Below are 17,789 nucleotides of genomic sequence, written 5' to 3' on the forward strand. Positions count from 1 at the left end.
CGCCCGCGCCGCGCCAGAACAAGGAAGTGACCATGAACGGACAGAATATCCGCATCCGCCTCAAGGCGTTTGACCACCGGGTTCTCGACGCTTCGACGCGTGAGATCGTGTCGACCGCGAAGCGCACCGGCGCCAATGTTCGCGGCCCGATCCCGCTGCCGACGCGGATCGAGAAGTTCACGGTGAACCGCTCGCCGCACGTCGACAAGAAGAGCCGCGAGCAGTTCGAAATGCGCACGCACAAGCGTCTGCTGGACATCGTCGATCCGACCCCGCAGACCGTCGATGCTCTGATGAAGCTCGACCTCGCAGCAGGCGTCGACGTCGAAATCAAGCTCTAAGAGCTAACATGAGCCGCGCGAGAAGATCCAACCGGCTCCTCTGAAGGAAAACGAACCGATGCGTTCAGGTGTAATTGCACAGAAGGTGGGAATGACCCGCGTCTATAATGACGCTGGCGAACACGTTCCCGTCACCGTTCTCCGCATGGAGAACTGCCAGGTCGTGGCACAGCTGACCAAAGAGAAGAATGGCTACACCGCCGTTCAGCTCGGCGTTGGCCTGGCCAAGGTCAAGAATACGACGAAGGCGTTGCGCGGTCACTTCGCTGCCGCTTCCGTCGAGCCGAAGTCGAAGGTCGCGGAGTTCCGCGTTTCCGCCGACAACATGCTGGATGTCGGCTCGGAGATCACCGTTGAGCATTTCGTCCCCGGCCAGAAGGTCGACGTGACGGGCACGACGATCGGTAAGGGTTTCCAGGGCGTTATCAAGCGTCACCACTTCGGTGGCGGTCGCGCTACCCACGGTAACTCGGTCTCGCACCGTACTCACGGTTCGACTGGTCAGCGCCAGGATCCGGGCAAGGTGTTCAAGGGCAAGAAGATGGCCGGCCACATGGGCGACGTTCGCGTCACCACCCAGAACGTCGAAGTCGTCTCGACCGACACCGATCGCGGTCTCATCCTGATCCGCGGTGCGGTTCCGGGTTCGAAGGGTGCATGGATCCTGGTTCGCGACGCCGCAAAGGTTGCGCTTCCTGAGAACGCGCCGAAGCCGGCCGCGATCCGCGCTGCCAGCAACAAGGCTCCGGCCAACGAGGGAGCGGAATAATGGACCTCAAGATTACAACCCTCGCAGGCTTAGATGCCGGCAAGGTTGAGCTCTCGGAAGAGATCTTCGGCCTCGACCCGCGCGAAGACGTTCTCCAGCGCGTCGTGCGCTGGCAGCTCGCCAAGAAACAGCAGGGCACGCACAAGGCCAAGGGTCGCGCGGAAATCGCACGCACCGGCGCCAAGATGTACAAGCAGAAGGGTACGGGCCGCGCCCGTCACCACTCGGCACGCGCTCCGCAGTTCCGCGGCGGCGGCAAGGCCCACGGCCCGGTCGTTCGCAGCCACGAGCATGACCTTCCCAAGAAGGTCCGCGCTCTCGGCCTGAAGCACGCCCTGTCGGCCAAGGCCAAGGCATCGAACCTGATCATCGTCGACGAGCTGACGCTCGCCGAGGGCAAGACCAAGGCACTGCTGGCGAACTTCGCGACGCTGGGCCTGACCAACGCCCTGGTGATTGGCGGTGCTGAGCTTGACGTCAACTTCAAGCGCGCAGCGACCAACATCCCGAACATCGATGTCCTGCCGATCCAGGGCATCAACGTTTACGACATTCTGCGCCGCGGCACGCTGGTCCTTTCGAAGGCCGCCGTCGAGGCTCTCGAGGAGCGCTTCAAATGACGGATCTCCGCCACTACGACGTGATCGTCAGCCCGGCGATCACCGAAAAGTCGACCATGGCTTCTGAAAACAACCAGGTCGTCTTCAATGTCGCCAAGAAGGCGAGCAAGCCCGAGATCAAGGCTGCCGTCGAAGCGCTGTTCGGCGTGAAGGTGACTGCTGTGAACACCCTGGTCCGCAAGGGCAAGGTGAAGCGCTTCCGCGGCACGATCGGCCGCCAGAGCGACGTCAAGAAGGCGGTAGTGACGCTGGCAGATGGCCAGTCGATCGACGTCGCGACGGGTCTCTGAGCTGGGCTGAGAGGACAGGACAATGGCACTTAAGAAATTCAAGCCAGTAACGCCGAGCACCCGCCAGCTGGTCATCGTCGACCGCTCGGGCCTGCACAAGGGCAAGCCCGTCAAGGGTCTGACCGAAGGCCTGACGAAGTCGGGCGGCCGTAACAACTACGGTCGCATCACGGCTCGCTTCATCGGCGGTGGTCACAAGCGTTCGTACCGCATCATCGACTTCAAGCGTCGCAAGTTCGACGTTGTCGGCACGGTCGAGCGTCTGGAATACGATCCGAACCGCACCGCGTTCATCGCGCTGATCAAGTACGACGACGGCGAGCTGAGCTACATCATTGCTCCGCAGCGTCTGCAGGCCGGCGACAAGATCATCGCTGGTGAGCAGGTCGACGTGAAGCCGGGCAACGCAATGCCGCTCGCTTCGATGCCGGTCGGCACGATCGTGCACAACATCGAGCTGAAGCCCGGCAAGGGCGGCCAGGTCGCTCGTTCGGCTGGTGCCTACGCCCAGCTCGTCGGCCGCGACCAGGGCATGGCGATCCTTCGCCTCAACTCGGGTGAACAGCGCGTCGTCAGCGGTCTCTGCATAGCCACCGTCGGTGCCGTGTCCAACCCGGACCATGGCAACATCAACGACGGCAAGGCAGGCCGCACGGTCTGGCGTGGCAAGCGCCCGCACAACCGCGGCGTGACCATGAACCCGGTCGACCATCCGCACGGCGGTGGTGAAGGCCGCACCTCGGGCGGACGCCATCCGGTGACCCCGTGGGGCAAGCCCACCAAGGGCAAGAAGACGCGGTCCAACAAGGCGACCGACAAGTTCATCCTGCGCTCGCGCCATCAGCGCAAGAGCTAAGAAGAGGTAACGCCAGTGACTCGTTCAGTCTGGAAAGGCCCGTTCATTGACGGCTATCTGCTCAAGAAGGCAGAGAAGGTTCGTGAAGGTGGTCGCAATGAGGTGATCAAGATGTGGAGCCGTCGCTCCACCGTCCTGCCGCAGTTCGTCGGCCTCACCTTCGGTGTCTACAACGGCCAGAAGCACGTCCCGGTCTCGGTGAACGAGGACATGGTCGGCCACAAGTTCGGTGAGTTCGCTCCCACCAGGACCTACTACGGTCACGGCGCGGACAAGAAGGCAAAGAGGAAGTAACATGGGCAAGGCCAAAGCTCCGCGCAGGCTTGCTGACAACGAGGCACGTGCGGTTCTCCGCACGATCCGGGTCAGCCCGCAGAAGCTCAACCTCGTTGCCGCGCTTATCCGCGGCAAGAAGGTAGCGACCGCGCTTTCGGATCTGGAATTTTCGCGCAAGCGCATCGCCGGAACGGTTAAGAAGACCCTCGAATCGGCTATCGCCAACGCGGAAAACAATCACGACCTCGATGTCGATGCACTGGTGGTGGCGGAAGCCTTTGTCGGTAAGTCGATCGTCATGAAGCGTTTCCACGCTCGTGGCCGTGGTCGCGCCAGCCGCATTGAGAAGCCGTTTTCGCACCTCACGATCGTCGTTCGTGAAGTCGAAGAGAAAGGGGAGGCCGCATAATGGGCCAGAAAATCAATCCTATTGGTCTCCGCCTCGGCATCAACCGCACCTGGGACTCGCGCTGGTATGCAAATACCGGCGAGTACGGCCAGCTGCTTCACGAAGACATCAAGATCCGCAAGTATCTTGAGAACGAGCTGAAGCAGGCCGCGATCTCCAAGGTCGTGATCGAGCGTCCGCACAAGAAGTGCCGCGTGACCATTCACGCCGCACGTCCGGGCCTGATCATCGGCAAGAAGGGCGCCGACATCGAGAAGCTTCGCAAGAAGCTGATGGAGATGACGAAGTCCGAGACGCACCTCAACATCGTCGAGGTTCGCAAGCCGGAGACCGACGCTACGCTGGTCGCTCAGTCGATCGCGCAGCAGCTCGAGCGCCGCATTGCCTTCCGTCGCGCCATGAAGCGCGCGGTGCAGTCGGCCATGCGTCTCGGCGCAGAGGGCATCCGCATCAACTGCTCGGGCCGCCTCGGCGGCGCTGAAATCGCTCGTATGGAGTGGTATCGCGAAGGTCGCGTTCCGCTGCACACCCTGCGCGCTGACGTCGACTACGGCACTGCCGAGGCAAAGACCGCCTACGGCATCTGTGGCGTCAAGGTGTGGGTGTTCAAGGGCGAGATCCTTGAGCATGATCCGATGGCTTCCGAGCGTCGCGCAACCGAAGGCGAGCATTCGCATGCTGGCGAGCGCCCCGAGCGCCGTCGTCGCGAAAACGCCTGACACGCATAGGAATTTGGAGTTAGAACGATGCTGCAGCCAAAGCGCACAAAGTTCCGTAAGCAGTTCAAGGGCCGCATCCACGGTACCGCGAAGGGTGGCACCAACCTGGATTTCGGCGGCTTCGGACTGAAGGCGCTTGAGCCAAACCGCGTCACCGCGCGTGAGATCGAGGCGGCTCGCCGCGCGATCACCCGCGAAATGAAACGTCAGGGCCGCGTCTGGATCCGTATTTTCCCAGACGTTCCGGTCACGTCGAAGCCGACCGAAGTCCGCATGGGTAAGGGCAAGGGCGCCGTCGACTACTGGGCATGCCGCATCAAGCCAGGTCGCGTGATGTTCGAGATCGATGGTGTTTCCGAGGAAGTGGCGCGTGAAGCGCTGCGTCTCGGCGCCGCCAAGCTCTCGGTCAGGACGCGCTTCGTTCAGCGCATCGCAGAATAAGGAAGGGCTGATCATGAAAGCCTCGGACATCAGGACGAAGACCCAGGACCAGCTCACCGACGAGCTCGGCAGCCTCAAGAAGGAGCAGTTCAACCTGCGCTTCCAGAAGGCGACCGGTCAGCTGGAAAAGACGGCGCGCGTGAAGCAAGTTCGTAAGGACATCGCGCGTATCAAGACCATCGCCGCCGAAAAATCGGCCGGCAAGAAGGCTTAAGGACGAAAACCATGCCAAAGCGCATCCTGCAGGGTACGGTCGTCAGCGACAAGAACGAGAAGACGGTCGTCGTCAAGGTCGAGCGTCGCTTCACGCACCCGGTGATGAAGAAGACCGTGCGTATGTCGAAGAACTACAAGGCGCACGACGAAAACAACGCCCACAAGGTAGGCGATCAGGTGGCTATCCAGGAATCGAAGCCGATTTCCAAGGACAAGCGCTGGGTCGTCATTACCCCGGACCAGGCGTAACAACGAATTTTGGACAAGCCGGGGAGGGCGGTAGCCCATCCCGTTAGAGAAGAAGAAGGCGGCCAGTCATGATTCAGATGCAAACAAACCTCGACGTCGCGGATAATTCCGGCGCCCGTCGTGTCATGTGCATCAAGGTGCTGGGCGGCTCGAAGCGGAAGTATGCTTCTGTTGGCGACATCATCGTGGTGTCGATCAAGGAAGCCATTCCGCGCGGCCGCGTAAAGAAGGGTGATGTGATGAAGGCGGTCGTGGTTCGCACGGCCAAGGACATTCGTCGCCCGGACGGCAGCGTGATCCGTTTCGACAAGAACGCGGCCGTTCTTGTCGATAACAAGAAAGAACCTATCGGCACGCGTATCTTCGGGCCGGTTCCGCGCGAACTCCGCGCCAAGAACCACATGAAGATCATCTCGCTCGCGCCCGAAGTGCTGTAAGGAGCCGGAACAATGCAGAAGATCCGTAAAGGCGACAAGGTTGTCGTTCTGGCCGGCAAGGACAAGGGCCGCACCGGCGAGGTGCTGTCTGTTCAGCCGAAGGAAGACAAGGCACTTGTCCGCGGCGTGAACATGATCCGCCGCCACCAGAAGCAATCCCAGACCCAAGAGGGCGGGATCATCACCAAGGAAGCGCCGATCCATCTGTCGAACCTCGCGCTTGCCGACCCCAAGGACGGAAAGGCGACCCGCGTCGGCTTCCAGGTCCAGAAGGACGGCACGAAGGTCCGTGTCGCGAAGCGCTCGGGAGAAGTCATCAATGGCTAACGCAACCAACGCTCCGCGTCTGAAGACGGTCTACAACGAGACCATCCGCCAGGCGATGCAGGAACAGTTCAAGTACGACAACGTCATGCAGATTCCGCGCATCGACAAGATCGTGCTCAACATGGGTGTCGGCGAAGCCACCGCGGATTCGAAGAAGCCCGCCGTTGCAGCCGAGGACCTGGCAATGATCGCCGGCCAGAAGCCGGTCATCACCCGCGCCCGCAAGTCGATCGCCGGCTTCAAGGTGCGCGAGCAGATGCCGATCGGTGCCAAGGTGACGCTTCGCCAGGAGCGCATGTACGAGTTTCTGGACCGTCTCGTGAACATCGCACTGCCGCGCGTTCGCGATTTTCGCGGCCTGAACCCGAAAAGCTTTGACGGCCGCGGAAATTACGCTATGGGCCTCAAGGAGCATATCGTGTTCCCCGAGATCAACTACGACAAGGTTGATCAGATGTGGGGTATGGACATCATCGTTTGCACGACCGCCAAGACGGATGAAGAGGCCCGGGCTCTGCTCAAGGCTTTCAACTTCCCGTTCCGGCAGTAACGGCAGCGAGAAAAGGAAAAATCTGAAATGGCAAAGACCAGCTCAGTCGAGAAGAATAACCGGCGCCGCAAGCTTGTGGACCAGTACGCTGCCAAGCGTAAGGCTCTCAAGGACGTCATCATGGATCAGTCCAAGCCGATCGAGGAACGTTTCCGCGCGCAGCTCAAGCTCGCCGCGCTGCCGCGCAACTCGGCCAAGATCCGTATCCGTAATCGCTGCGAAATCACCGGCCGTCCGCGTGCCTATTATCGCAAGCTTAAGATGTCGCGTATCGCGCTTCGTGACCTGGGTTCGACGGGAGCAATCCCCGGCCTGGTCAAGTCGAGCTGGTAAGGAGCATTTGATATGTCTTTGAGTGATCCTCTCGGCGATATGCTGACCCGCATCCGCAATGCCTATGGCCGCAAGAAGTCGACCGTGTCGACGCCGGCGTCCAGGCTGCGCGCTCGTGTCCTCGACGTGCTGAAGGCGGAAGGTTACATCCGCGACTACAGCCAGACCGACTTCGAAAACGGCAAGTCCGAGATCGAAATCGAGCTGAAGTACTTCGACGGCCAGCCGGTTATCCGCGAAATCGCCCGCGTCTCCAAGCCGGGCCGCCGCGTCTACGTCTCGTCCAAGTCGATTCCGCCTGTTGCCAATGGCCTCGGTATCTCGATCCTTTCGACCCCGAAGGGCGTGATGGCCGACCACGAAGCGCGCGAACAGAACGTCGGCGGGGAAATCCTCTGCCAGATCTTCTGATCTGCGTAGGCTGAAACAAGAAAGGCACGAGGACTATGTCTCGTATTGGCAAGAAACCCGTTCAGCTTCCGCAGGGCGTCACCGCCGCCGTTGATGGTCAGACCGTCACGGCGAAGGGCCCCAAGGGCGAGCTGAAGTTCGTGGTCAACAACGAAGTTCTGGTCACGATGGAAAATGGCGAGATCGCTGTTCAGCCGCGCGACCAGTCGAAGGACGCGCGCTCCAAGTGGGGCATGTCGCGGACCCAGATCGTCAACATCCTGACGGGTGTAAAGGACGGCTTCGAAAAGAAGCTCGAGATCACCGGCGTCGGTTACCGTGCAGCGCTCCAGGGCAAGAACCTGCAGCTCGCACTTGGCTTCTCGCATGACGTCGTCTACCAGACGCCGGAAGGCATCACCATTACGGTGCCGAAGCCGACCGAAATCGTGATAAACGGCATCAACAAGCAGCAGGTTGGCCAGGTTGCCGCCGAGATCCGCGAATATCGCGGCCCCGAGCCCTACAAGGGCAAGGGCGTGCGCTATGCAGGCGAGAAGATCGTCCGCAAAGAAGGCAAGAAGAAGTAACAACAACGCCGCGGTGCGCGGTCGCGGGAAGCATTTTGGCTTACCGCAGATGGCCGCGCCCGTTTCAGAAGGCAAGGAACCACTATTATGGCTTCGAAAGAAACCACTCTGCGCCGTTCGGCGCGCATCCGCCGCCAGATCAAGAAGGTCGCCAACGGCCGTCCGCGCCTGTCGGTTCACCGCACGTCGAAGAATATCTACGTCCAGGTCATCGACGACGCCAACGGCCGCACGCTCGCTGCTGCCTCGACCCTCGAGAAGGATCTCAAGGGCACGCTCAAGACCGGTGCAGACACTGCTGCTGCGACCGCGGTTGGCAAGCTGATCGCCGAGCGCGCTTCGAAGGCTGGCGTCAAGGACGTCGTTTTCGATCGTGGCGCCTACATCTATCACGGCCGCATCAAGGCACTTGCCGAAGCTGCGCGTGAAGGTGGCCTCAACGTCTGATGCAGTTTACGGCGTAGCGCGCGGCGCTGCGCCGCATCACTGATCAGTTGCAATAAATCCGGCGACGCTATAGACGCCGGATTTGGTTTTTAACCCCCGTGCTTCCGGAAAAAAATAAGGATAGGAATATGGCACAAGAACGTAGGGAAGGTGGTCGCGACCGTAGCCGTGACCGCGAAGAGCGCGACAGCGAATTCGTCGACAAGCTCGTCCACATCAACCGCGTTGCCAAGGTCGTCAAGGGCGGCCGGCGTTTCGGTTTTGCAGCACTCGTCGTTGTCGGCGACCAGAAGGGCCGCGTTGGCTTTGGTCACGGCAAGGCCCGCGAAGTGCCGGAAGCGATCCGCAAGGCAACCGAATCGGCCAAGCGCGACATGATTTTTGTGCCGCTCCGTTCGGGCCGTACTCTGCATCACGATGTTGAAGGCCGTTGGGGCGCTGGTCGCGTTCTGCTGCGTTCTGCCAAGCTGGGTACCGGCATCATCGCCGGCGGTCCTATGCGCGCTGTCTTCGAGACGCTAGGCATGCACGACGTCGTCGCCAAGTCGATGGGTTCGTCGAACCCATACAACATGGTTCGTGCGACCTTCGATGCGCTGAAGAGCCAGATGCATCCCAAGGATGTGGCTGCACAGCGCGGCATCAAGTATTCGACGCTTCAGGCCCGCCGCGGCACCGCCGTAGCGGCTGAAGAATAGTCGCTCGAGCTGACCAGGGACAATGACCATGGCCAAGAAAGTAACCAAGACCGTCACCGTCGAGCAGATCGGTAGCCCGATCCGCCGGCCGAAGGAACAGCGTGCCACGCTGGTCGGCCTCGGCCTCAACAAGATGCATCGCAAGCGCACCCTGGAGGATACTCCTTCCGTGCGCGGCATGATCGCAGCTGTCCAGCATCTCGTCCGCGTTGTGGACGAGGCGTAGGCCGATCGCAGGAGATAGAAGATGAAACTCAACGATCTGCGTGACAACGCCGGCGCGACCCACTCCAAGAAGCGTCTTGGCCGTGGCATCGGCTCCGGCACCGGCAAGACCGGCGGCCGCGGCGTGAAGGGCCAGAAGGCTCGTTCGGGCGTCGCGATCAACGGCTTCGAGGGTGGCCAGATGCCGCTCTATCGTCGCCTGCCGAAGCGCGGCTTCACCAACATCTTTGCCAAGAGCTACAACACCGTTTCGCTGGCCCGCATCCAGGTCGCGATCGATGCCAAGAAGCTCGACGCCAAGGAGACCGTGACGGCGGAAGCCCTCGTCAAGGCCGGCGTGATTCGCCGCGTCAAGGACGGCGTTCGCATCCTCGGCGACGGCGAACTCAAGGCCAAGGTGGCCTTCGACGTTGCCGGCGCTTCCAAGCCGGCGATCGAGAAGATCGAAAAGGCTGGAGGATCGGTGAAGCTGCCTGAAGTGGCAGCTGCCGAGTAAAAGGCTTTGCAAAGTAAGCGGCGGTAGAGATACCGCCGCTTGCATGTTTGCCGTCCGGAGCCTATCTCGTGGCTTCGGTGACACGCGCCGCGCCCATCGCGGCATTTCGGCGTGACCAAGCGGAGTACCCTGAATGGCATCGGCTGCTGAACAACTAGCATCCAATCTGAATTTCGCAGCCTTCGCCAAGGCCGAAGATCTCAAGAAGCGTATCTGGTTCACCCTTGGCGCGCTTTTGGTCTACCGCCTCGGTACCTACATCCCGCTCCCGGGAATCAATCCCGACGCATTCGCGCAGGCTTTCACCCAGCAAAGCCGCGGCGTCCTCGGCATCTTCAACATGTTTGCCGGTGGTGCTGTTGAGCGCATGGCGCTCTTTGCGCTCGGTATCATGCCCTACATCTCCGCCTCCATCATCATGCAGCTCATGACGTCGGTCGTTCCGTCGCTTGAAGCGTTGAAGAAGGAAGGTGAGCAGGGCCGCAAGGTCATCAACCAGTACACCCGCTACGGCACCGTTCTTCTTGCGGTCGTTCAGGCCTACGGCATCTCCGCCGGTCTTGAGGGCGGCAACGGCATCGTCACCGATCCGGGCATGTTCTTCCGCGCCTCGACCGTCATCACGCTTGTCGGCGGCACCATGTTCCTGATGTGGCTTGGCGAGCAGATCACCGCGCGCGGCATCGGCAACGGCATTTCGCTGATCATCTTCGCAGGCATCGTCGCAGGCCTTCCGAGCGCCATCAGCGGTACGCTCGAACTCGGCCGCACCGGCGCCCTGTCGACCGGCCTGATTCTAGCGATCATCGTGCTCGCGGTCGTCGTCATCGCGCTGATCGTCTTCTTCGAGCGTGCCCAGCGCCGCCTTCTGATCCAGTATCCGAAGCGCCAGGTGGGAAACCGCATGTTCCAGGGCGATACGTCGCACCTGCCGCTGAAGCTGAACACCGCCGGCGTCATTCCTCCGATCTTCGCGTCGTCGCTGCTGCTTCTGCCGGCAACCGTCGCGGGCTTCTCGAACACCGCCACGTTGCCCGGCTGGGTGAGCACGATGATGGCAGCACTTGGCCATGGCCAGCCGCTGTACATGCTGCTCTACGCCGCGATGATCGTCTTCTTCGCTTTCTTCTACACGGCGATCGTGTTCAATCCGAAGGACACGGCCGACCAGCTGAAGAAGCATTCGGGCTTCATCCCAGGCTATCGCCCCGGCGAGCGCACGGCGGAATATATCGACTACGTGCTGACGCGCGTCACGGTCATCGGCGCTGCCTATCTCGTCTTTGTCTGCTTGATGCCCGAGTTCCTGATTTCGGCTACCGGCGTTCCGTTCTACCTTGGTGGTACTTCGCTTCTGATCGTGGTCAATGTAACCCTTGATACCGTGGCGCAGATTCAGGGTCACCTGATCGCCCACCAGTATGAGGGGCTGATCAAGAAGTCGAAGCTCCGTGGAGGTAAGAGGGGAAGATGAAGCTGATTTTGCTTGGGCCGCCGGGAGCGGGCAAGGGGACGCAAGCGCAACGACTGGTCGAGAAGCACGGCATCCCGCAATTGTCGACTGGCGACATGCTGCGGGCCGCGGTGAAGGCTGAAACGGAAGTTGGCAAGCGCGCCAAGGCCGTCATGGACGCCGGTGAACTGGTTTCAGACGAGATCGTCAACGCGATCGTCGCCGAGCGCATCGACCAGGACGACTGCGCCAAGGGGTTCATCCTCGACGGTTATCCGCGCACGCTGGCGCAGGCCGATGCGGTCGCCGACATGCTGGCCGAACGCGGCTTGCATCTCGATGTGGTCATCGAACTGGTCGTCGACGACAAGGCACTTGTTGGTCGGATCCTGAAGCGCGCCGAGGAAGCACATGCTGCTGGCCAGCCGGTTCGCAAGGACGACAACGCCGAGGTGTTCGAAGAACGGCTGCGCGAGTACTACAAGAAGACCGCGCCGCTGATCGGCTACTACTACGCCAACGACCTGCTCAAGCAGGTCGACGGCATGGCCGATATGGACGATGTTACCGCGCAGATCGAAGCTGTTCTCGCCGCGGTCACGCACTAAAAACAGCTGACGTGCTTGACTGACGGGCCGTACTGGAGTATGGCGGCCCGTCTTCCATTCAGGCATGATGTTGTTTGCCCATTAGGGTGCACAGTCATATTGATACGGAAAACCCGCAAGGGCCGGCCTCCACCGGACGCGGGGCAACTTGAAGCGCCGGCATTGTCCGGCCCAAATGGAGTGAAAAGATGGCTCGTATAGCCGGCGTAAATATTCCGACCAACAAGCGCGTTGTGATCGCGCTTCAGTACATTCACGGCATTGGCAAGAAGTTCGCAGCTGAGATCGTCGAGAAGGTCGGCATCCCGGCCGAGCGTCGCGTCAACCAGCTGACCGATGCCGAAGTTCTGTCGATCCGCGAGACGATCGACCGCGACTATCAGGTCGAAGGCGATCTGCGCCGCGAAGTTTCGATCAACATCAAGCGTCTGATGGACCTCGGCTGCTACCGCGGCCTGCGTCACCGTCGTTCGCTTCCGGTTCGTGGCCAGCGCACGCATACCAATGCGCGCACCCGTAAGGGCCCGGCCAAGGCAATTGCCGGCAAGAAGAAGTAATTTCATTCCCGGCGGGTTTAGGCCCGCCGGTTTCGCCTTTTATGGGCGGGTGTTCGGCCTGACACCTTAAACGCAGGCTGGTGTAGCCGCTGGTATTACGGCGGTGAAGAGATCAACTGAAAGGACTACCATGGCTAAGGAAGCCGGCCGCGTTCGCCGTCGCGAACGCAAGAACATCTCGTCGGGCGTTGCCCACGTGAATTCGACCTTCAACAACACCATGATCACCATCTCCGATGCACAGGGCAACACGATTGCCTGGTCGTCGGCTGGTGCGCAGGGCTTCAAGGGTTCGCGCAAGTCGACCCCGTTCGCTGCTCAGATGGCTGCTGAAGACGTTGCCAAGAAGGCACAGGAACACGGCATGCGTATGCTGGAAGTCGAAGTTTGCGGTCCCGGTTCGGGTCGTGAGTCGGCTCTGCGCGCGCTTCAGGCTGCGGGCTTCACCATCACGTCGATCCGCGACGTGACGCCGATCCCGCACAACGGTTGCCGTCCGCGCAAGAAGCGTCGCGTCTAATATTTCACCGCCGCGCGAGCGCCTTGTGCGCTCGTCTGCGGTTTCCAGGTCGCCCGTCACGATTGGATGGTGGCGGGGCTACGGAAGGAAGCGAATATGATCCAGAAAAATTGGCAGGAACTGATCAAGCCAAACAAGATCGAGTTCTCGTCCAAGAAGAAGACGCTGACCACGCTGGTCGCCGAGCCGCTCGAGCGTGGCTTCGGCCTGACGCTCGGCAATGCCCTGCGTCGCGTGCTGCTGTCGTCGCTTCGCGGCGCTGCCGTCACGGCCGTCCAGATTGACGGCGTGCTGCATGAGTTCTCGTCCATCGGCGGCGTTCGTGAGGACGTCACTGACATCGTGCTCAACATCAAGGAAATCGCCATCCGCATGGAAGGTGACGGCCCGAAGCGCATGGTCGTTCGCAAGCAGGGCCCCGGTGCCGTGCTCGCTGGCGACATCCAGACTGTCGGCGACGTCGAGATCCTGAACCCCGACCACGTCATCTGCACGCTCGACGAGGGCGCGGAGATCCGTATGGAGTTCACCGTCGACACCGGCAAGGGTTATGTGCCTGCTGAACGCAACCGTGCTGAAGATGCTCCGATCGGTCTCATCCCGGTCGACAGCCTCTACTCGCCGGTCAAGAAGGTTTCGTACAAGGTCGAGAACACCCGCGAGGGCCAGGTTCTGGACTACGACAAGCTGACCATGACCATCGAGACCGACGGTTCGATCACCGGCGAGGACGCAGTGGCATTCGCTGCTCGCATCCTGCAGGACCAGCTTGCACTGTTCGTCAACTTCGACGAGCCGCAGAAGGAAGTTGCAGCCGAGGCCGTTACAGAGCTCGCCTTCAACCCGGCGCTGCTCAAGAAGGTCGACGAGTTGGAGCTTTCGGTCCGTTCGGCCAACTGCCTCAAGAACGACAACATCGTTTACATCGGCGACCTGATCCAGAAGACGGAAGCCGAGATGCTGCGGACCCCGAATTTCGGCCGCAAGTCGCTCAACGAGATCAAGGAAGTTCTGGCCGCCATGGGCCTGCACCTCGGTATGGAAGTGCAGGACTGGCCGCCGGAAAACATCGAAGACCTCGCCAAGCGATACGAAGACCAGTACTAAAAAGACCTAGTCGAGCATGGTACCGAGGACCGGATATTCCGGTCCGACGGCCATGCGGAAAACCATCAGGGGCCGTGGCCTCTTGATCATTGAAGAAGGAAAAGAGCCATGCGTCACGGTTTTAAAGGCCGCCGCTTCGCCCGCAGCGTAAGCCACCGCAAGTCCATGTTCGCCAACCTCTCGGTCTCGCTTATCGAGCACGAGCAGATCGTGACCACGCTCGAAAAGGCGAAGGACCTGCGTCCGATCGTCGAGAAGCTGGTGACGCTCGGCAAGCGCGGCGACCTGCATGCCCGCCGCCAGGTGATCGCCCAGATCGGCAACGAAAACGTCGTGAAGCGTCTGTTCGACGTAGTTGCGCCGCGTTACGCTGACCGCAAGGGCGGCTACCTGCGCATCATGAAGGCTGGCTTCCGCCGCGGTGACAACGCCGCGATGGCTGTCATCGAGTTCGTCGATCGCGACACCTCGGCCAAGGGCGCCGGCGACCGCGTTCGCCTCGAAGCCGAAGCTGCCAACGAAGCTGAAGCTGCATAAGCTGTCCGCACCGTTGATTTGAACCGAAGGGGCCCTGGTGGCCCCTTTTGTTTTGGGTAATCGCCCGTAAGCCTGCAGCGGTTCTTTCGCATTGCTCGCCAACTATGCGGAAATAACCGCTTTCACGCGCATACAGCCTTTCAATTTGCACAATCGTCACGACAATGGCGCCGACTAGACGTTGGAGGATTCGCAATGCGTGCGAAACGATATTTGCTGCTTGCGCTGTGCGCCTGGATGGCTGTTGCAGGTGGTGTCTCTGCCCAGGAGGCGACGAAACCCGCCGAGGATCCCGGCCTGTCGGACGTGCTGACCGATCTTCTGAACGGCGGCAAGGACGGTACTGCCACGCCTGGTCCCGATCGTCGCGTGCCCTTCGGCCGCGAGGAGATGCAGCTTTCGTTCGCGCCGCTGGTCAAGGATACGGCTGCCGCGGTGGTCAACGTCTATGCCTCCAAGCAGGTGAAGGCGCGTTCGCCTTTTGAAGGCGATCCGTTCTTCGAACAGTTTTTCGGCCGCGGTGCGCCGCGTAATCGGTCTTCGCTTGGTTCTGGCGTGCTGGTCGATGCAAGCGGCATCGTCGTCACCAACAATCACGTCGTCCAGGACGCCGACCAGGTGAAGGTGGCGCTGTCGGACGGCCGCGAATTTACCTCCAAGGTTCTGCTCAAGGACGACACGCTCGACCTCGCAGTGCTGAAGATCGATTCCGACAAGCCGTTTCCGACGATTGCCATCGGCGATTCCGACGCGCTGCAGGTCGGTGATCTTGTGCTCGCCATCGGCAATCCCTTCGGCGTCGGCCAGACCACGACCAGCGGCATTGTCTCGGCACTCGCCCGCACGCATATCGGCGTGTCCGATTCGGGCTTCTTCATCCAGACTGACGCCGCCATCAACCCGGGCAATTCGGGTGGTGCGCTGATCAACATGGGCGGCCAGCTCATCGGCATCAACACGGCGATCTTCAGCCGTACCGGCGGCTCGATCGGCATCGGCTTTGCCATTCCTTCCAATATGGTGCGTGCGTTCACCGAAGCCGCCAAGGGCGGCGCCGAGTTCTTCGAGCGACCGTTCATCGGTGCCTCGTTCGAGCCTGTGACGCCGCAGATCGCCGAGTCGCTCGGCATGGACCATCCTTCGGGCGCACTGATCTCGTCGGTTGACGAGAATGGCCCGGCGGCACGCGCCGGCCTCAAGCCCGGCGACGTCGTGCTGTCGTTCAACGGTGCCGCGATCGAGCATATGGAAGCGCTCGACTATCGCCTGGCAACCCAGCCGGTCGGCGGCAAGGCGACGCTGTCTGTCCTGACCAAGGGCGAGGAAAAGGCCGTCGAGGTGGCGCTCGAGCGCGCGCCCGAAGGCGCCAGCACCAACGAGGTCCTCCTGGGCGGGCGCAGCCCGTTTGCCGGCGCCAAGGTCGCCGCGCTGTCGCCGCGGCTGGCCCAGCGCCTGCGTGTCGCGACCGACACCAAGGGTGTGGTGATCGTCGGCGTCGACGGCGGTTCGGCCGCCGCAGGTTTCGGTTTCCAGGCGGGTGACATCGTGCGTGAACTCAACGGCGAGACCATCGACACCGCTGAGAAGCTCAAGCAGCTTGCCGAGGAAGATACGCGCTGGTGGCGGTTCACCGTCGAGCGCGACGGTCGCATCATGCGGCAGATGCTGCGCTACTGAGCACCGGCACCATGCTTGAAAAGGTCGTGGCATGTAACTGGATCGCGGGGAGGGCCATTCCTTGAGCTCTCTCTTCGACGAGTTCGTTCCGCGTCCGCTCGCCGAGACATTGCGCCCGCAAAGCCTCAGCGAGGTCATAGGACAGGACCATATCCTCGGGCCCGACGGCCCGATCGGGCGCATGGTCAAGTCGAAGAAGGCTTCGTCGTTTATCCTGTGGGGGCCGCCAGGCGTCGGCAAGACGACGATTGCCCGGCTGGTGGCCAAGGAAATCGGTCTCGATTTCGTCCAGCTCTCGGCGGTTCTCTCGGGCGTTGCCGACCTGCGAAAGGTCGTCGATGCCGCCAAACAGCTCCGCAGCGGGGCAGGGCGTCAGACCGTAGTGTTCGTCGACGAACTCCACCGCTTCAACCGGACCACCCAGGACGCGCTGCTGCCCCATGTCGAGGACGGCACCATCGTTCTGATCGGCGCCACGACGGAGAACCCGAGCTTCAGCCTGGTCGCGGCACTGCTATCACGCGCCAAGGTCTACACGCTCAAGCGCTTCGAAAAGCCAGACCTTGCCGTCCTCGCCGAACGCGCGGAAGCACACGCGGACAGGAAACTGCCGCTGGATGCCGACGCGCGCGACGCGCTGCTGACCATGGCGGATGGCGACGGGCGCTATCTGATCGGGCTTTGCGAGGAGCTGCTCGCATTGCCGTCCGGCACGGTACTGGATGTCGCGGGTCTTGCCGAAACGGTGCAGAAGCGTGCCCCGATTTACGACAAGGGCCAAGAAGAGCATTACAACCTGCTCAGTTGCTTCCATAAGAGCCTGCGCGGCAGCGATGTGCAGGCGGCGCTCTACTGGGCGGCGCGCATGGTTGTCGGCGGCGAATCTCCGGCCACGATCTTCCGCCGGCTGGCATGCGCGGCATCCGAAGATGTTGGCATGGCCGACCCGCAGGCGATGCCGCAGGTCATCGCAGCCTGGACGGCGTTCGAGCGGGTAGGGTGGCCGGAAGGGCGCCTGTTCATGGCCCAGGCGATCACCTATGTGGCGACAGCGCCCAAGTCGAACGCCTCCTACATGGGTTTCAACCAGGCGATAGCCATGGCCCAGCAGACCGGCTCGCTGGCGCCGCCCAAGCACATCCTCAACGCGCCGACAAAGCTGATGAAGGAGCTCGGCTACCACGAGGGTTACCGCTACGACCACGACTATCCCGATGCGTTTTCGGGGCAGGAGTTCATGCCGGACGAGCTTGCAGGGGCGAACCGTCCCGAATTCTACGCGCCGAATGAACGCGGCTTCGAACGCGACATCAAGAAGCGGCTTGAGTTCTGGGCGCGCAACAAGGCCAATCGCAGCCAGTCGGACGAATAGCCGTCAACGGTGACGTCGTTGAACCTTCTGGCCGGTCGCCGCTCGATCATTCGACCAAGCTCTGACGCGAACGCGATGAGTAGAGGGCAGGGCAGGTGTTTTGTGCCAAGCCTCCAGTCGCTGCGAAAAATCGATTGCGAAAAAATGCAATCGTGTATATGTAAGCGTAATGGCGATGTCGTTGCGGCGACGTTTTATGAGTGAAGCGCCCGAAACATCCGACCAGCGTAACGAAAGTCGGGACGGGCGCGCGGTAGCGAACCAAGGTCAACATCGTGA

The 17,789-nt window shown here is 61.4% G+C and carries 29 protein-coding genes; all 29 read left to right on the forward strand.

Annotation, left to right across the window (positions count from 1 at the left end; all coding sequences use genetic code 11):
* Nucleotides 1-32 precede the first annotated feature (32 nt).
* Nucleotides 33-341, forward strand: coding sequence for a 30S ribosomal protein S10 (gene rpsJ / locus J1C56_RS03150; RefSeq protein WP_006205468.1), 309 nt, complete (start codon nucleotides 33-35; stop codon nucleotides 339-341).
* Between the two features lie 58 nt (nucleotides 342-399).
* Nucleotides 400-1,110: a 50S ribosomal protein L3 gene (gene rplC, locus J1C56_RS03155; RefSeq protein ID WP_214385901.1), complete on the forward strand. Its 711-nt coding sequence runs from the start codon at nucleotides 400-402 to the stop codon at nucleotides 1,108-1,110.
* Nucleotides 1,110-1,730 carry a 50S ribosomal protein L4 gene (gene rplD, locus J1C56_RS03160; RefSeq protein ID WP_214385903.1) on the forward strand — a complete coding sequence of 207 codons (621 nt, stop codon included), beginning with the start codon at nucleotides 1,110-1,112 and terminating at the stop codon, nucleotides 1,728-1,730. Before rplC ends, rplD begins: the two co-directional genes overlap by 1 nt.
* Nucleotides 1,727-2,020: a 50S ribosomal protein L23 gene (locus J1C56_RS03165; protein ID WP_067961884.1), complete on the forward strand. Its 294-nt coding sequence runs from the start codon at nucleotides 1,727-1,729 to the stop codon at nucleotides 2,018-2,020. Before rplD ends, J1C56_RS03165 begins: the two co-directional genes overlap by 4 nt.
* Nucleotides 2,021-2,042: 22 nt before the next feature.
* The gene (rplB, locus tag J1C56_RS03170) at nucleotides 2,043-2,876 is read left to right on the forward strand and encodes a 50S ribosomal protein L2 (protein WP_055976411.1); all 834 of its coding nucleotides are present in this window, start codon (nucleotides 2,043-2,045) and stop codon (nucleotides 2,874-2,876) included.
* 15 nt (nucleotides 2,877-2,891) lie between these two features.
* Nucleotides 2,892-3,170, forward strand: coding sequence for a 30S ribosomal protein S19 (rpsS, locus tag J1C56_RS03175; protein ID WP_055976414.1), 279 nt, complete (start codon nucleotides 2,892-2,894; stop codon nucleotides 3,168-3,170).
* 1 nt (nucleotide 3,171) lies between these two features.
* Nucleotides 3,172-3,561, forward strand: coding sequence for a 50S ribosomal protein L22 (gene rplV, locus J1C56_RS03180; RefSeq protein ID WP_055976417.1), 390 nt, complete (start codon nucleotides 3,172-3,174; stop codon nucleotides 3,559-3,561).
* Entirely contained in the window at nucleotides 3,561-4,280 is a 720-nt protein-coding gene (gene rpsC, locus J1C56_RS03185; protein ID WP_214385905.1) for a 30S ribosomal protein S3, read from the forward strand. Before rplV ends, rpsC begins: the two co-directional genes overlap by 1 nt.
* Nucleotides 4,281-4,307: 27 nt before the next feature.
* Nucleotides 4,308-4,721 carry a 50S ribosomal protein L16 gene (gene rplP, locus J1C56_RS03190; RefSeq protein WP_055976423.1) on the forward strand — a complete coding sequence of 138 codons (414 nt, stop codon included), beginning with the start codon at nucleotides 4,308-4,310 and terminating at the stop codon, nucleotides 4,719-4,721.
* A gap of 13 nt (nucleotides 4,722-4,734) precedes the next feature.
* The gene (rpmC, locus tag J1C56_RS03195; protein ID WP_108608185.1) at nucleotides 4,735-4,935 is read left to right on the forward strand and encodes a 50S ribosomal protein L29; all 201 of its coding nucleotides are present in this window, start codon (nucleotides 4,735-4,737) and stop codon (nucleotides 4,933-4,935) included.
* 11 nt (nucleotides 4,936-4,946) lie between these two features.
* Nucleotides 4,947-5,186 carry a 30S ribosomal protein S17 gene (rpsQ, locus tag J1C56_RS03200; protein WP_115732103.1) on the forward strand — a complete coding sequence of 80 codons (240 nt, stop codon included), beginning with the start codon at nucleotides 4,947-4,949 and terminating at the stop codon, nucleotides 5,184-5,186.
* A 68-nt stretch (nucleotides 5,187-5,254) separates the two neighbouring features.
* Nucleotides 5,255-5,623: a 50S ribosomal protein L14 gene (gene rplN / locus J1C56_RS03205; protein WP_006205457.1), complete on the forward strand. Its 369-nt coding sequence runs from the start codon at nucleotides 5,255-5,257 to the stop codon at nucleotides 5,621-5,623.
* Nucleotides 5,624-5,635: 12 nt separating this feature from the next.
* Nucleotides 5,636-5,950 (forward strand): 50S ribosomal protein L24, encoded by a 315-nt coding sequence (gene rplX / locus J1C56_RS03210; protein WP_214385907.1) that lies wholly within the window; start codon nucleotides 5,636-5,638, stop codon nucleotides 5,948-5,950.
* Entirely contained in the window at nucleotides 5,943-6,500 is a 558-nt protein-coding gene (rplE, locus tag J1C56_RS03215) for a 50S ribosomal protein L5 (protein ID WP_184774729.1), read from the forward strand. Before rplX ends, rplE begins: the two co-directional genes overlap by 8 nt.
* Before the next feature lie 27 nt (nucleotides 6,501-6,527).
* A complete protein-coding gene (gene rpsN / locus J1C56_RS03220; RefSeq protein ID WP_214385909.1) occupies nucleotides 6,528-6,833 on the forward strand; it encodes a 30S ribosomal protein S14 in 306 nt (101 codons plus the stop codon).
* 12 nt (nucleotides 6,834-6,845) lie between these two features.
* A complete protein-coding gene (rpsH, locus tag J1C56_RS03225) occupies nucleotides 6,846-7,244 on the forward strand; it encodes a 30S ribosomal protein S8 (RefSeq protein WP_067961896.1) in 399 nt (132 codons plus the stop codon).
* Between the two features lie 35 nt (nucleotides 7,245-7,279).
* The gene (rplF, locus tag J1C56_RS03230; RefSeq protein WP_214385912.1) at nucleotides 7,280-7,813 is read left to right on the forward strand and encodes a 50S ribosomal protein L6; all 534 of its coding nucleotides are present in this window, start codon (nucleotides 7,280-7,282) and stop codon (nucleotides 7,811-7,813) included.
* An 87-nt stretch (nucleotides 7,814-7,900) separates the two neighbouring features.
* Entirely contained in the window at nucleotides 7,901-8,260 is a 360-nt protein-coding gene (rplR, locus tag J1C56_RS03235) for a 50S ribosomal protein L18 (protein ID WP_214385914.1), read from the forward strand.
* Nucleotides 8,261-8,388: 128 nt separating this feature from the next.
* Nucleotides 8,389-8,958 (forward strand): 30S ribosomal protein S5, encoded by a 570-nt coding sequence (gene rpsE / locus J1C56_RS03240; RefSeq protein ID WP_214385916.1) that lies wholly within the window; start codon nucleotides 8,389-8,391, stop codon nucleotides 8,956-8,958.
* 28 nt (nucleotides 8,959-8,986) lie between these two features.
* Entirely contained in the window at nucleotides 8,987-9,184 is a 198-nt protein-coding gene (gene rpmD, locus J1C56_RS03245; RefSeq protein WP_109577106.1) for a 50S ribosomal protein L30, read from the forward strand.
* Between the two features lie 21 nt (nucleotides 9,185-9,205).
* Nucleotides 9,206-9,679 carry a 50S ribosomal protein L15 gene (gene rplO, locus J1C56_RS03250; protein WP_184774723.1) on the forward strand — a complete coding sequence of 158 codons (474 nt, stop codon included), beginning with the start codon at nucleotides 9,206-9,208 and terminating at the stop codon, nucleotides 9,677-9,679.
* Nucleotides 9,680-9,812: 133 nt separating this feature from the next.
* Nucleotides 9,813-11,153, forward strand: a complete 1,341-nt coding sequence (gene secY / locus J1C56_RS03255) for a preprotein translocase subunit SecY (RefSeq protein WP_184774722.1) — start codon at nucleotides 9,813-9,815, stop codon at nucleotides 11,151-11,153.
* The gene (locus J1C56_RS03260) at nucleotides 11,150-11,740 is read left to right on the forward strand and encodes an adenylate kinase (RefSeq protein ID WP_214385918.1); all 591 of its coding nucleotides are present in this window, start codon (nucleotides 11,150-11,152) and stop codon (nucleotides 11,738-11,740) included. Before secY ends, J1C56_RS03260 begins: the two co-directional genes overlap by 4 nt.
* 188 nt (nucleotides 11,741-11,928) lie before the next feature.
* Entirely contained in the window at nucleotides 11,929-12,297 is a 369-nt protein-coding gene (gene rpsM, locus J1C56_RS03265) for a 30S ribosomal protein S13 (protein ID WP_214385920.1), read from the forward strand.
* A gap of 130 nt (nucleotides 12,298-12,427) precedes the next feature.
* Nucleotides 12,428-12,817: a 30S ribosomal protein S11 gene (gene rpsK, locus J1C56_RS03270; RefSeq protein ID WP_184774718.1), complete on the forward strand. Its 390-nt coding sequence runs from the start codon at nucleotides 12,428-12,430 to the stop codon at nucleotides 12,815-12,817.
* A gap of 96 nt (nucleotides 12,818-12,913) precedes the next feature.
* Complete coding sequence (locus J1C56_RS03275; protein WP_055976463.1) at nucleotides 12,914-13,924, forward strand: DNA-directed RNA polymerase subunit alpha; 1,011 nt, start codon at nucleotides 12,914-12,916, stop codon at nucleotides 13,922-13,924.
* Nucleotides 13,925-14,032: 108 nt separating this feature from the next.
* Nucleotides 14,033-14,461: a 50S ribosomal protein L17 gene (gene rplQ / locus J1C56_RS03280; RefSeq protein WP_109577111.1), complete on the forward strand. Its 429-nt coding sequence runs from the start codon at nucleotides 14,033-14,035 to the stop codon at nucleotides 14,459-14,461.
* A gap of 195 nt (nucleotides 14,462-14,656) precedes the next feature.
* Nucleotides 14,657-16,138: a DegQ family serine endoprotease gene (locus J1C56_RS03285; protein ID WP_214385922.1), complete on the forward strand. Its 1,482-nt coding sequence runs from the start codon at nucleotides 14,657-14,659 to the stop codon at nucleotides 16,136-16,138.
* A 61-nt stretch (nucleotides 16,139-16,199) separates the two neighbouring features.
* Complete coding sequence (locus tag J1C56_RS03290) at nucleotides 16,200-17,510, forward strand: replication-associated recombination protein A (protein ID WP_214385924.1); 1,311 nt, start codon at nucleotides 16,200-16,202, stop codon at nucleotides 17,508-17,510.
* The last annotated feature ends 279 nt before the right edge of the window (nucleotides 17,511-17,789 follow it).

It is taken from the genome of Aminobacter anthyllidis, from assembly GCF_018555685.1.
GTDB classification, from domain to species: domain Bacteria; phylum Pseudomonadota; class Alphaproteobacteria; order Rhizobiales; family Rhizobiaceae; genus Aminobacter; species Aminobacter anthyllidis.

Bases quoted from the DNA above. Each gene is read 5' to 3' on its own strand.
- rpsJ (WP_006205468.1), top strand. From the start codon at position 33: ATGAACGGACAGAATATCCGCATCCGCCTCAAGGCGTTTGACCACCGG.
- rplC (WP_214385901.1), top strand. From the start codon at position 400: ATGCGTTCAGGTGTAATTGCACAGAAGGTGGGAATGACCCGCGTCTAT.
- rplD (WP_214385903.1), top strand. From the start codon at position 1,110: ATGGACCTCAAGATTACAACCCTCGCAGGCTTAGATGCCGGCAAGGTT.
- J1C56_RS03165 (WP_067961884.1), top strand. From the start codon at position 1,727: ATGACGGATCTCCGCCACTACGACGTGATCGTCAGCCCGGCGATCACC.
- rplB (WP_055976411.1), top strand. From the start codon at position 2,043: ATGGCACTTAAGAAATTCAAGCCAGTAACGCCGAGCACCCGCCAGCTG.
- rplV (WP_055976417.1), top strand. From the start codon at position 3,172: ATGGGCAAGGCCAAAGCTCCGCGCAGGCTTGCTGACAACGAGGCACGT.
- rpsC (WP_214385905.1), top strand. From the start codon at position 3,561: ATGGGCCAGAAAATCAATCCTATTGGTCTCCGCCTCGGCATCAACCGC.
- rplP (WP_055976423.1), top strand. From the start codon at position 4,308: ATGCTGCAGCCAAAGCGCACAAAGTTCCGTAAGCAGTTCAAGGGCCGC.
- rpmC (WP_108608185.1), top strand. From the start codon at position 4,735: ATGAAAGCCTCGGACATCAGGACGAAGACCCAGGACCAGCTCACCGAC.
- rpsQ (WP_115732103.1), top strand. From the start codon at position 4,947: ATGCCAAAGCGCATCCTGCAGGGTACGGTCGTCAGCGACAAGAACGAG.
- rplN (WP_006205457.1), top strand. From the start codon at position 5,255: ATGATTCAGATGCAAACAAACCTCGACGTCGCGGATAATTCCGGCGCC.
- rplX (WP_214385907.1), top strand. From the start codon at position 5,636: ATGCAGAAGATCCGTAAAGGCGACAAGGTTGTCGTTCTGGCCGGCAAG.
- rplE (WP_184774729.1), top strand. From the start codon at position 5,943: ATGGCTAACGCAACCAACGCTCCGCGTCTGAAGACGGTCTACAACGAG.
- rpsN (WP_214385909.1), top strand. From the start codon at position 6,528: ATGGCAAAGACCAGCTCAGTCGAGAAGAATAACCGGCGCCGCAAGCTT.
- rpsH (WP_067961896.1), top strand. From the start codon at position 6,846: ATGTCTTTGAGTGATCCTCTCGGCGATATGCTGACCCGCATCCGCAAT.
- rplF (WP_214385912.1), top strand. From the start codon at position 7,280: ATGTCTCGTATTGGCAAGAAACCCGTTCAGCTTCCGCAGGGCGTCACC.
- rplR (WP_214385914.1), top strand. From the start codon at position 7,901: ATGGCTTCGAAAGAAACCACTCTGCGCCGTTCGGCGCGCATCCGCCGC.
- rpsE (WP_214385916.1), top strand. From the start codon at position 8,389: ATGGCACAAGAACGTAGGGAAGGTGGTCGCGACCGTAGCCGTGACCGC.
- rpmD (WP_109577106.1), top strand. From the start codon at position 8,987: ATGGCCAAGAAAGTAACCAAGACCGTCACCGTCGAGCAGATCGGTAGC.
- rplO (WP_184774723.1), top strand. From the start codon at position 9,206: ATGAAACTCAACGATCTGCGTGACAACGCCGGCGCGACCCACTCCAAG.
- secY (WP_184774722.1), top strand. From the start codon at position 9,813: ATGGCATCGGCTGCTGAACAACTAGCATCCAATCTGAATTTCGCAGCC.
- J1C56_RS03260 (WP_214385918.1), top strand. From the start codon at position 11,150: ATGAAGCTGATTTTGCTTGGGCCGCCGGGAGCGGGCAAGGGGACGCAA.
- rpsM (WP_214385920.1), top strand. From the start codon at position 11,929: ATGGCTCGTATAGCCGGCGTAAATATTCCGACCAACAAGCGCGTTGTG.
- rpsK (WP_184774718.1), top strand. From the start codon at position 12,428: ATGGCTAAGGAAGCCGGCCGCGTTCGCCGTCGCGAACGCAAGAACATC.
- J1C56_RS03275 (WP_055976463.1), top strand. From the start codon at position 12,914: ATGATCCAGAAAAATTGGCAGGAACTGATCAAGCCAAACAAGATCGAG.
- rplQ (WP_109577111.1), top strand. From the start codon at position 14,033: ATGCGTCACGGTTTTAAAGGCCGCCGCTTCGCCCGCAGCGTAAGCCAC.
- J1C56_RS03285 (WP_214385922.1), top strand. From the start codon at position 14,657: ATGCGTGCGAAACGATATTTGCTGCTTGCGCTGTGCGCCTGGATGGCT.